The sequence below is a fragment of the Candidatus Omnitrophota bacterium genome, assembly GCA_040755155.1.
GTDB lineage: Bacteria > Hinthialibacterota > Hinthialibacteria > Hinthialibacterales > Hinthialibacteraceae > JBFMBP01.
Genome location: JBFMBP010000057.1, coordinates 24,363 through 35,827 on the forward strand (window position 1 = coordinate 24,363; position 11,465 = coordinate 35,827).

Here is an 11,465-nt window from a genome sequence, read left to right on the forward strand (position 1 = left end):
ACGGGATTCGACTCTACTATACATGGAAATCCTATTACCGATCATTCGGCAACGGAACGCCGATCATTGATTCAGATCGTCGCAGCGCCAGAAAATGAAAATGAGGATATGAGGAAATCGTATTCGATAAACCCTCTAAAATCCCTATTCGACTTCCTGCAAGTTGTTTCCAGACTGAATAAGAAATCGACATATTACGATTCATGAACTCCTGCATTAACGTCCATTGGAAATTCAAGCCGCTTAATGAATCCGCCGCCGAGCGAATTCATCACGAAGCCGGACTTTCGCCTCTTTTGTCCAGGTTGCTCATTCTTCGAGGCATAAGCGCAATCAACCAAGTTAAAGAATTCCTCGATCCCGAACTCCAACCGCTGCCCGATCCTTTTCTCTTTTCCGAAATGCAGACCGCCATCGATCGCATCCTCCTCGCCAAAGAGAAAAATCAGCGAATTCTTATTCACGGCGATTACGACGTGGACGGGGTAACGGGAACCTGCATCTTATTGGAGACGCTTTGGGATTTAGGCATTCAGGCGGAGCATTATCTCCCCGACCGTTTATCCGAGGGGTATGGCCTTCACACCCATCACATCCCCAAATTTGCAGGAGAATACGATCTTCTCGTCACGGTGGACTGCGGCGCAACGGCTCACGAGGCGCTTCGGGAAGCCCAACGGCTGGGACTCGACGCCATCGTCGCTGATCATCACGATCCCGGCGCCGAACGCCCGCCCGCCCTGGCGATTCTCAATCCTCTAAATCCGGAAGAATCCTACCCCTCCAAATGTCTCTGCGGCGCGGGGGTGGCCTGGAAACTAGCCTGCGCCTTGCGCGCCGCCTCCTCGAACCGGGGAAGCGAAACCAATCAACTAGAACTCGCGGCGTTGGGAACGGTAGCGGACGTTGTTCCCCTGGTTCAGGAAAATCGGGTTCTGTTGGCGCGTTCGTGGGAATGTTTTCGTCGAATGGACCGTCCGGGCCTTTCCGCTTTAATGGAATTATCGAACATCGTCCCTTCCCAAATCGACGCAGCGGCCATCGGCTTCCGCATCGGCCCCCGGCTAAACGCCGCCGGACGCATGGATTCGCCGGAATCGGCGCTGGAACTTCTAATCACCCGCGACGAAACGCGGGCGCGGGAACTGGCGCGCTGGCTCCACGAACTCAACGATCGGCGCCGCAGCGTAGAAAAAAACGTCTTCGACGAAGCCAGCGCCATCATTGAACAGAATCGCCTGCTCGATCGCTGCAGCCGCGTATTGATGGCCTCCGGGAACGGTTGGCATCGCGGCGTACTCGGCCTGGCGGCGCAGCATCTCGTCAAACGATACGGCCGCCCCGTTTTTCTTCTCAGCCGGGAAAACGACAAAGTGTTCGGTTCCGCTCGTTCGGTGGACGGCATCGATCTGATTCCTATCCTGCATCGTCTTCAGCCTTATACTCTATCTTGCGGCGGACACGCCGGGGCGGCGGGGATGAAAATGGAATTTCAACGCCTGAACCAATTCGAACAAGGGCTGTACGCCGCAGCGGAAGAAGTTTGGCCGGCCATCATTACGCCGCCGCTGCAGTTGGATGCGTCATTGGTTTTAGAACAGATCGACGGCCATCTCATGGCGGACCTGCAACGCCTTCACCCCTTCGGTCATGGCAATGAGGAGCCAGTATTTTACGCGCGAGCTTCCCTGGACGGCTTCGCCGCCAGCATCGTCGGAAACAACCATCTGCGCATTAAACTGCGCCACCCGCGCGGCATGATCGACGCTGTGGGCTTTGGAATGGGCGGACGTTTGGAAAAATTGAGCGGCAATGAAATCGAATTGGCGTTCCATTGCCGCGCCAACGAGTATCGAGGCCGAAAGAGCATCGATCTTCATCTATTGGATTTTGCCGCTTTTTCTCGGCCCGTAGACATTGCCGCTCCCAATCCTTCCCCTTCATCCGGCATTCTCGACCGCAATCGGCTGGGGAGAATCTACCGCTTGCTCGACCAATCCGCCGACGAGAACCGGCAACTGGTTCGCCAAAACGCCTACGTTCTCGTTCAACTTGAAAAATGTTCCAAAAACGAATTTGATACCGTTCTCAAAATCTTTTCCGAAATCGATCTCCTCGCCTTGGACGGCGACAAAATCCAGATGAAGGCGGTGGCGGAAAAGAAAGATTTGTCCGATTCTCCAACCTACCGCTCCCTAGCGGTCAAATCGACATAGAGGTTTTGCGTGATTTATCTTCTTCTCCCCGCATATAATGAAGCCGAGAACATTGTCCCCTTGCTGCATTCTGCCAGCGCCGTCGCGCGGGAGGCGAATATCAGCCTGCAAACCGTCGTAGTCAACGACGGCAGCGAGGACGCGACGGGCGAACGCGCTCAATCCTGCCCATGTTCGGCTCACGCCGCCATTGTTCTGGAACACGAGACCAACCGCGGCTTGGCCGCCGCCCTTAATACGGGATTGGATTACATCCTAGAACATTGCGGCGACAACGACCTCGTCATTATGATGGATGCCGACAACACCCACTCGCCCAAGTATATTCCCGCCATCGCCGAGCGGTTGGAAACCGGCTGCGACATCGTCGCCGCTTCGCGTTATGCTCCCGGCGGGAAAGAGTGGGGCGTTAGTTTCTTTCGAAAACTATTAAGTCATGGCGCGAGACGAATGTACCGCTTTTTCTTCCCTCAAGTTCCCTTGCGCGATTTTTCTTGCGGCTATCGCGGCTTCCGCGCATCGACGCTGCGGAAAACGAAGGCAGCTTGGGGAGAACGCCTCTTCGAAGCGCCGGGATTCAGTTGCACGGGCGAATTGCTGCTCAAGGCGCTGGCAAATACCACGTTAGATCGGGTGACGGAAATTCCCTTCGAGTTACACTACGAATGCAAGGGAGGGCGCAGTAAGATGCCCGCTCTGCGCACGGTTTTGGGCACGCTCTCTTTGATCTGGAGGGCGCGAAAGTGGATCGGCGAATCTGCGCGGCGTCCCTCCAGCCATTCCTCATGAAAGGAAAGACCACTTGCATAAAATCATTTTGATCGCGCTAGCGGGCGCTTTGGGAACGCTGGCGCGCTATGGCTTGTCTCTCGCGGCGCAACGGGCTTACGGAGGCGAATTTCCCGTAGGGACGTTCGCCGTCAATATGGCGGGATCTTTTTTGTTCGGCCTGATCTGGTCGTTGGCGGAAGAACGGATGCTCATCAGCGGCCAAACCCGCGCCATTCTTTTAACCGGTTTCATGGGCGCCTTTACTACGTTTTCCACCTTCATGTTCGAAACCGGCGAATTGATGCGGGATGGAGAATGGGCGCCCGCCGCCTGGAATCTTTTAGGACAAAACGGTTTCGGCCTGGTCGCGCTCTTCGCTGGATTCATGGTTGGAAGATTGATTTAGCCGTTTGCAAACCAGTAAATTTTTATTTGAATAATCTCTGACGGAATGACAGGGTGGCAAGGGCAAGGTTTTTTCCGCCCTTGAGATATCGCCAATTGATCCATCAATGACTCCATCTCATAAAAACTATGGGTCAAAAATCGCGACCCATCCTATTATTTTCATCATTCATCACTCATCATTCATCATTTCAAGCGGGTGGCAAGGGCAAGGTTTTTCTGCCCTTGAGATATCGCCAATTGATCCATCAATGACTCCATCTCATAAAAACTATGGGTCAAAAATCGCGACCCATCCTATTATTTTCATCATTCATCACTCATCATTCATCATTTCAAGCGGGTGGCAAGGGCAAGGTTTTTTCCGCCCTTGAGTATTACCTACGCATAAAAAAAAAGGGAGAAAAAGCGTTATGAAACTGCCAGCGGAAGCGGACTTACTGCGCGTTTTTATTGGGGAAAGCGACAAATTTGAAGGCCGTCCTCTCTATGAAGCCATCGTCCACGAAGCCCGCAAGCGAGGCATGGCGGGCGCGACGGTGCTGCGCGGCGCTCTAGGATTCGGCGCCCATAGCCGCCTCCATACGGCGAAAATCCTGCGCCTCTCGGAAGATTTGCCGATGGTAGTGGAAATCGTAGACAAACCCGAACGAATCGAAGAATTCCTGCCGAAACTCGACGCGATGATCGATGAAGGAATGGTGACCATCGAAAAAGTGCGCGTATTCGCCTATCGGCATAATCAACCGGAGAAGGAAATTCATTCTTAATTCAAAACCTGCTTTTTCCAAGGAAACGCCAGTACTTGAAGAATTCCGGAATAATCGTCGGTCCATAATCGATCTTGCGGATTGCCAGTCAATTTTTTCCAGCGGGGATCGCGGGAAAGCGTCATAATCGCATCGGAACTGCGAGCCATCGCCATCCATTTTGAGGGAAATTTTTTATCTTTGATCTCTTCAACGGTCAAAGCGGGAGCTATCCGGCAACTCCGCCAACGCTAAATCGTGAAGGATATTAGATTTTCGCGGCGCAAAAGCATTGTTCAAGGGCGGGAAAAACCTTGCCGTTTGCCTCCCCGACATCGATAAAGAATGGAAAAATGAGAAAAAGATTATTTTTTTGAAAGGAATGCTCCAATTTTGCGTAATAGAATAAACAAGAGATCATAAGTCATTCATTGTTAAAGGAGTCATGGCGATGAAGGGGCGAATGAAATTAATGTTCAAAACCTGTTTTCTATTCTGCGCTACAGGTCTATTGATATTATTCCTAACATATAAAGTTATCGCCTCCCCCACGGCGGACGATTTCGTTCTGCGCGTCGAAGTCTTGTCTTCCTGCGGCGACCTAGTCGAAGTCGCTTTCCCTCTCTCTTTGGTTAATTCCATATCGGACGCCTTGCCCCGGGATGCGCGAAAGCTGCTGCAAGACTTGAACATCGATTTAAAAGCCATCGTTCAATGCTTCGAAAATATGGCGGGCGAAGATATCGTCTCCGTCGAAGGTCCAGACAGCGTTCGGATATGGTGCGATCCCGTTACGCGGGACAACCGCTCCGAATTGGGTTTCGTCACGGTTCACGTCGCCGAAGGAGGAAGGAATGGAAACGACTTCACCATCAGCCTGCCGCGAGGCTTGTTGCAATTCACATGCAAAATCGTCAGAGTAACCGGCATTCTGGATCACTGCGTACAACTGCCGCCCGAAATCAAAAACCTTCAATTTCTTAAAGATATAAAATTCGAATTATAATCGAAGATCGTTATCCCTCGCTAAGAAAAGACGCCGGTGAATGTACATAACCTTCACCGGTTTTTCAATTTCAATATATTTTCCTCAGAGAATTCTACCGTTATGAGACCAATTTTTTTGCATTGGATGGCGGAAAAGATTCCGCAGTTCTCCTTCCGTTGGATATAATCCAATTGAACCGTTCGTTTTCTCCAATCCTTCCAACCAAATGAAAGACGATCTTGCTCGGCAAAAAATTCATAAACCTTGATTCCCTTTGTATCCGATAGCAATATAAAAAATCGCATAATCGATATGGTTGCGCCAAACGATAACGTCGTACGATTCATTCAAACCGGGGAGAATTGCATGTTGGAAGAGAAAATCCTTTATGGGCGGATATCATGAAAATATTAATCGTCGACGATTCGAAAACGTTTCGCCAGGTATTAAAAGCGGTGCTTTCCTCAGCGGGATACAATGAATTGATCGAAGCCGAATCGGCTAAGGAAGCTTTCGACATCTTGAAAATCTCCGACGCGGCGGCTGATGATTCCGAAGTAGATCTCATCTTGATGGATATCGTCATGCCGGAAATAGATGGAATCGAAGCGACTCGCATTATCAAATCCATGGCGCATTTGCGGGATATACCGATCGTCATGGTCAGCGCGTTGAGCGAAGAAGACAGCCTGGTGCGGGCCTTCGACGTAGGGGCTATCGACTTTATCAACAAACCCATCAACAAAGTAGAATTGCGGGCGAGGGTTCGTACTCAACTTAAGTTGAAAAACGAAATCAACAAACGCAAGGCGCGCGAAAAGGAGTTAATCAAAATCTCCCGGCTCTTGGAAGACGCCAACGCCCAATTGAAAAAACTTTCCGAACTCGATGGATTGACCAACATCCCCAACCGGCGCTGCTTCGACCGGTCGTTCAAACAGGAATGGATGCGAGGAATCCGCGAATATCAACCGGTCGCCATCCTAATGATCGACATCGATTATTTTAAAGCCTATAACGATCATTACGGCCATCAACAAGGCGATACCTGCCTGCGCCAAATCGCTTTGGCCGTCAGCGACGCCGTCAAGCGCCCCGGCGATTTGGCGGCCCGCTACGGCGGCGAAGAATTCGTCGTTTATTTATCCAATACCTCCTTGGAGGGCGCCGTCAGCGTAGCGGTCGAGATTCAGGACAACGTCAACCTTCTCGCCATTGAACACGCCGCCTCGATTATCAATACTCGCGTTACCGTCAGCATCGGCTGCTCGAGCATGATCCCCGATCCCTCCGTAGAGCCGGACGAACTGATTAAATCAGCGGATCGGGCTTTATATAAAGCAAAAAGACTGGGGCGCAATAAAATCCAAAGCGGCGTCATAACGCCGTTCGAATCCGCCGTCGATTCGAACGAAACGAATTAACCACCCTCATCGGCAAGATGTTGCCATCTTCCTCTTGACCCCGCTGCTCGTTGCGGACAAACTCCAACCATCCGTAACGATATCGATTCGCTCTTGGGAAAAATCGTTGAATGAAGATCCTCCCGTCACGCTCCACCGCCGGATTTAGCGTTATTGTTTTTATTCTATTGGTTATATTCCCTCCTCCTATCTGCTATGCCCATGACGATCCCAACGCTTCCGTCCCCTCGCTCGGCGCCTTGAAGACGGACGCGCCTCTCAAAGCCGACGGGATTCTTGACGAACCATTCTGGAAAGACGCTGAAACAGGATCGAATTTTATCGACATGCGCACCGACAAACCCGCCAAGCAACAAACCCTGGTTCGCGTCGCTTACACCCGCACTCATATTTACGTCGCCGTGGAATGTCTCGACGACAAGATCGGCGATGTTCACGCCAGCGAGCAGCGGGAAGACCGCGAATTCAAAGGCGACGATTGGGTGGAAGTCCATTTTGATCCCATTCACACCCACCGCTCGAAATACGCTTTCTTTTCCAATCCCCTCGGAACCCGCGCCGACGCCAGCGAAGGCCCTTCCGGCGTCTTCAACCGCGGTTGGACGGCGGATTGGGAATTGGGCGCAAAGATTCTCGAAGACCGCTGGGTATTCGAAATGAGCATCCCGCTCAAAATCATGAATTACAACCGGAAAGACGGACAAACCTGGGGACTGAATTTCACCCGTTTTCTCGTCCGTACCGACGAAACCAGCTTTTGGAGTTTCAATCCCACTAATTTTTATAAGCCGCGCTACTTCGGACATCTCACCGGCCTTGATCTCGCTGACAGCGAATTCGACCGCAATTGGGAAATTACGCCCTACATTAGTTCGCGTCTGGATTACAACAGCGATACGGATGCGTTTTTTCAGACGGGCGTCGACGTCGGTTTCCGCCTGACGCCCTCCATCACTACAGCTTGGACGCTCAATCCCGATTTCGGCCAGGTGGAGGCGGATGACGACACCATCGAACTGCGCGATACGGAACGTTTTCTGCCGGAGAAGCGGCTTTTCTTCCGCGAGGGAGACGAGCTGATGAACATGCAGCATATGCTGTACTACAGCCGCCGTTTTACGGACATCGAGGCGGGGGCCAGAGTGAGCGGCAATTGGGACGATTACAAATTCGCCTACTTGAATATCCAAGGCGACGCCACGCACGACGAAACGCGGCATGGCAATTCTTCCGTGTTTCGTCTGCTTCAGGGCGTGGGCGAAAAATCGACGCTGGGCTATTACCTAACGGATTCGGAATTCGACGACGGCCACTCGCGGGCGGCGAGTATGGATTCGGAGCTGTTCATCACCGACGATTTTAAATTCCGCTCCCAAACGACTATCGCCGACGACCGGAACGAAGACGATCTAGGAACGATCGCCAAAGACAGCATCGATTATTTAGGAAATGCCGCTTTCGTTTACGATAAATACCCTTGGAATTGCAGCATGGGCTATCTCGCCATTACGAACGAATTCAATCCTACTCTAGGCTATATTCCCCGGCGGGATATTTTCGGACCGGCGTTCTTTACTTCTTATCGTCAAAAATCCGACGATCGCTGGTATAAGGATTTCATGATTTCCTTCAATACGGCCTATTACGAAAACGGCGGCGGAGAGACGGCGCTGCGGGATTACAAATTCGACGCCGACGTCATTTTCCATAACGATTACGGCGTTTTCGCCAGCCAGGATTTCGATTATCACGCGCCCTATCGCAACACCCGCAGCGTAGCGGGCGTTTCCATGAACAATTCCGATTACTGGAAATCGATGGACATATCCTACGGCGTGGGGGAATTCGAAGAGACCTATTACGACGAAATTACTTTCGGCAAGCGCATAAAGCCCTTCGAACGCCTGCCCATCCGCTATGAGTTTACTATCCGTTTCGAAGATAAGCCTACAGATGAGAACGATACGATCTGGTTGAACCGCATTGTCTTCGATTATTATTTCACTGACCGGATGTGGGTGAAAACCTCCCTGCAGCACCGCAGCAACAATATCCACAACGTCAGCGTCATCTACGGCTGGGAATTCGTCAAAAACGCCCATTGGTATATGGTCTTCAACAGCGTCGATCACGGCGCCGGCGACGAGGAAGCCGGACAGAGCGTCTTTACGAAGATCGTTTATACCTTTTAGGACGCATCATTCGGCGTAGATAACCAATCCCTTCTATGTCAGAATAAGGATTGACAGGATGATCATAATTTTTAATTTTTAATTCTTAATTCTTAATTCAAAATAAGGATGCTCAGGATGCTTTTATCCTGTCCATCCTGCAAATCCTGGCCATCCCGATTCTGACAAATTTCATATTTGAAATTTAATGGGAGGTTTTACGAATGAACTCGCGTCAACTCTTTCTCTTTTCCTACTTTCTTATCATCGCCGCTCCCTCGAATAGTTCAGCGCAACCGGCGATCGATCGCTGCAATGTCGTTTGGGATGCTCCCAGCCAGGATTCCTACGGCTCGATGCCGTTGGGCAACGGCGATATCGGACTCAACGCTTGGATCGAGAAGGATGGCGATTTGCTGTTCTATATCAGCAAAACCGATGCCTGGAGCGAGAATGGGCGGCTGCTCAAACTTGGCCGCGTGCGGATTCAGTTCACGCCCAATCCTTTCCGCAGCGGCCAGCCTTTCCAACAAACGCTTTCGCTCGCCGACGCTTCCATACTTGTTAAGGCGGGAGAGTCCGGCGATGAATGGTCGTTAAAACTTTGGATCGACGCCAACGCGCCCGTAATCCATGTTGAAGCCGACAGTCAAAAACCGATCCTAGCCCAAGCCGCTTTAGAATGTTGGCGCACCGAACCTCGCGAGTTGGAAAAGACGAAAGAAATCTTCAGCGCTTACGGCCTGCAAGGCGCGCCGTTTCCCGTCGTCGTCAGCCCGGACGTTATCCATCAAGACAGGCCGAATCAAATCGCATGGCATCATTTCAATAAAACTTCCATTTGGATGGAGACGCTGAAACTGCAAGGTCTGCCGTCATTCGCCGAGAAGGCCGCCGATCCATTGCTGCATCGCGCTTTCGGCGGCGTTATATTGGGAAAAGATATGATGAGCGCCGGCGCCGTGGCGCTGCGTTCCCGCCAGCCCCATACCCAGCATGAAATTACCATCATCATTCCGCCGGTTCAAACCGGCTTAGACGCCTGGGCGCACTCATTGGACGAGGCGATTCTAAATGCGCAGAAAACGCCGTTAGCGGAAGCCCGCGCCCGTCATGAAGCGTGGTGGAAGGAATTTTGGAACCGCAGCTGGATTTATGTCAACGATAACGCCGGGGATCATTCCAAAACTTTTCAGGTTACTCAAGGCTATGCGTTACAACGATTCATCACCGCCTGCGCTGGACGCGGAAGCAGCCCGATTAAATTCAACGGCTCCATCTTCACCGTCGATTGCAAAGAACCCGGCGAGACCTTCGACGCCGATTACCGGCGCTGGGGCGGCCCCTATTGGTTTCAAAATACGCGCTTGATTTATTGGCCGCTATTGGCGGGCGGCGATTTCGACATGGCTCCGCCGCTGTTCGACATGTACTTCAACGCCTTACCTTTGGCCAAAGCGAGAACTCAGATTTATTTCCAGCATGAAGGCGCATATTTCCCCGAAACGATGTATTTCTGGGGCGCTTACGCCAACGAGAATTTCGGTTGGGATCGCCAAGGCAAGAGCGTTTCCGAAGTGGACAATCATTACATCCGCTATTACTGGAGCAACAACCTCGAACTGCTGGCGCTGATGTTGGAATATTACGAGTATACGAAGGACGGCGATTTTCTTCATTCCCGCCTGCTGCCGATGGCGGACGAAATTCTCTTCTATTTCGACAAGCATTTCCCGCGAACGCCGGAAGGCAAAATCCGCTTCGAACCGTCGCAAGCATTGGAAACCTGGCAAAAGGCCGTAGACGATGCGCCGGATATCGCCGGAATGCGGCGGGTATTGGAAAAACTGCTCGCGTTCGTTCCCGCCGAGGATCAGCGCCAAGCATGGAAGCGGCTTTTGCAGGAAACGCCGGAGATGCCCCTCGGTTCGGAAAGTGGAAAACAATACATATTGCCTGCGGCGCAATTCGACGAATATAGCAATTCGGAGAATCCGGAATTGTATCCCATCTTTCCTTACCGACTTTTCGGCGTCGGCAAGCCGGGATTGGAGATCGGACGTTTGACGTTCGAAAAGCGCCTCGTCAAGCGTACCGGCGGTTGGACGCAAGATCCCATCCAAGCCGCCTATCTCGGCTTGACGAAGATTGCTCAAGATTATATGACAGCCAACTTCATGACTAAAAACGAGAAGAGCCGCTTCCCCGCTTTTTGGGGGCCGAATTTCGATTGGATTCCCGATCAAGATCATGGAAACGCCGCCATGCTGGCATTGCAGGCGATGCTGATGCAATGCGATGGCGGGAAGATTCTACTCTTCCCCGCTTGGCCGAAAGAATGGGACGTTGAGTTCAAACTCCATGCGCCGATGAATACGGTGGTGGAATGCGTCTACCGCAACGGGAAAGTCGAACGGCTCGCTGTAACGCCGCCGGAACGCACCCAAAACGTAGTTATAAAACAGTGACGAGTGACAAGTGGTTAGTTGTAGGGTGGGATCAAAGCGAAGCGCAGCCAACAGCGACAAGGCGACATGGAGATATGGCGATATGTCCCACAGTCCCCCAGTCTCCCAGTCTCCCAGTCTCCAAGTCCCCCAGTCTCCAAGTCCCACAGTCCCAAAATCACCGCGTTGCCAGTTTCAGGGAAGCGGAGTTGATGCAATAGCGCAAGCCGGTGGGCTGAGGGCCGTCGTTGAAAACGTGGCCGAGATGGGCGCCGCAGCGGCGGCAAACGATTT

The 11,465-nt window shown here is 51.8% G+C and carries 10 protein-coding genes; 8 read left to right on the forward strand and 2 right to left on the reverse strand.

The genetic code is table 11. The features are described 5' to 3' along the window. Positions 1–203: 203 nt before the first annotated feature. The 4 genes from recJ to AB1656_07590 all read left to right on the forward strand — a co-directional run bounded on the left by recJ (position 204) and on the right by AB1656_07590 (position 4,162). Positions 204–2,216, forward strand: coding sequence for a single-stranded-DNA-specific exonuclease RecJ (gene recJ, locus AB1656_07575; GenBank protein ID MEW6235230.1), 2,013 nt, complete (start codon positions 204–206; stop codon positions 2,214–2,216). Positions 2,217–2,225: 9 nt separating this feature from the next. After that, the gene (locus tag AB1656_07580) at positions 2,226–3,005 is read left to right on the forward strand and encodes a glycosyltransferase family 2 protein (GenBank protein ID MEW6235231.1); all 780 of its coding nucleotides are present in this window, start codon (positions 2,226–2,228) and stop codon (positions 3,003–3,005) included. Positions 3,006–3,018: 13 nt separating this feature from the next. Then, complete coding sequence (locus AB1656_07585; GenBank protein MEW6235232.1) at positions 3,019–3,393, forward strand: CrcB family protein; 375 nt, start codon at positions 3,019–3,021, stop codon at positions 3,391–3,393. Between the two features lie 412 nt (positions 3,394–3,805). Beyond that, positions 3,806–4,162, forward strand: coding sequence for a DUF190 domain-containing protein (locus tag AB1656_07590; GenBank protein ID MEW6235233.1), 357 nt, complete (start codon positions 3,806–3,808; stop codon positions 4,160–4,162). Here AB1656_07590 and AB1656_07595 read toward each other — a convergent pair. Further along, entirely contained in the window at positions 4,159–4,311 is a 153-nt protein-coding gene (locus tag AB1656_07595; protein MEW6235234.1) for a hypothetical protein, read from the reverse strand. The two genes, AB1656_07590 and AB1656_07595, sit on opposite strands and share 4 nt — an antisense overlap. 281 nt (positions 4,312–4,592) lie before the next feature. Between AB1656_07595 and AB1656_07600 the strand changes: the two genes are divergently transcribed. The 4 genes from AB1656_07600 (at position 4,593) to AB1656_07615 (ending at position 11,192) form a co-directional block, all read left to right on the forward strand. Continuing rightward, positions 4,593–5,147 (forward strand): hypothetical protein, encoded by a 555-nt coding sequence (locus AB1656_07600; protein MEW6235235.1) that lies wholly within the window; start codon positions 4,593–4,595, stop codon positions 5,145–5,147. Positions 5,148–5,530: 383 nt separating this feature from the next. Then, on the forward strand, positions 5,531–6,553 hold the full coding sequence (locus AB1656_07605) for a diguanylate cyclase (protein ID MEW6235236.1): 1,023 nt from the start codon (positions 5,531–5,533) through the stop codon (positions 6,551–6,553). 110 nt (positions 6,554–6,663) lie between these two features. Beyond that, positions 6,664–8,745 (forward strand): DUF5916 domain-containing protein, encoded by a 2,082-nt coding sequence (locus AB1656_07610; protein MEW6235237.1) that lies wholly within the window; start codon positions 6,664–6,666, stop codon positions 8,743–8,745. A gap of 203 nt (positions 8,746–8,948) precedes the next feature. Continuing rightward, the gene (locus AB1656_07615) at positions 8,949–11,192 is read left to right on the forward strand and encodes a DUF5703 domain-containing protein (protein ID MEW6235238.1); all 2,244 of its coding nucleotides are present in this window, start codon (positions 8,949–8,951) and stop codon (positions 11,190–11,192) included. Positions 11,193–11,349: 157 nt separating this feature from the next. Here the strand turns inward: AB1656_07615 and AB1656_07620 are convergent. After that, the coding region (locus AB1656_07620) for a peptide-methionine (R)-S-oxide reductase (GenBank protein ID MEW6235239.1) at positions 11,350–11,465 on the reverse strand (116 nt) is incomplete at its 5' end.

Bases quoted from the DNA above. Each gene is read 5' to 3' on its own strand.
- recJ (MEW6235230.1), top strand. From the start codon at position 204: ATGAACTCCTGCATTAACGTCCATTGGAAATTCAAGCCGCTTAATGAA.
- AB1656_07590 (MEW6235233.1), top strand. From the start codon at position 3,806: ATGAAACTGCCAGCGGAAGCGGACTTACTGCGCGTTTTTATTGGGGAA.
- AB1656_07595 (MEW6235234.1), bottom strand. From the start codon at position 4,311: ATGGCTCGCAGTTCCGATGCGATTATGACGCTTTCCCGCGATCCCCGC.
- AB1656_07600 (MEW6235235.1), top strand. From the start codon at position 4,593: ATGAAGGGGCGAATGAAATTAATGTTCAAAACCTGTTTTCTATTCTGC.
- AB1656_07605 (MEW6235236.1), top strand. From the start codon at position 5,531: ATGAAAATATTAATCGTCGACGATTCGAAAACGTTTCGCCAGGTATTA.
- AB1656_07610 (MEW6235237.1), top strand. From the start codon at position 6,664: ATGAAGATCCTCCCGTCACGCTCCACCGCCGGATTTAGCGTTATTGTT.
- AB1656_07615 (MEW6235238.1), top strand. From the start codon at position 8,949: ATGAACTCGCGTCAACTCTTTCTCTTTTCCTACTTTCTTATCATCGCC.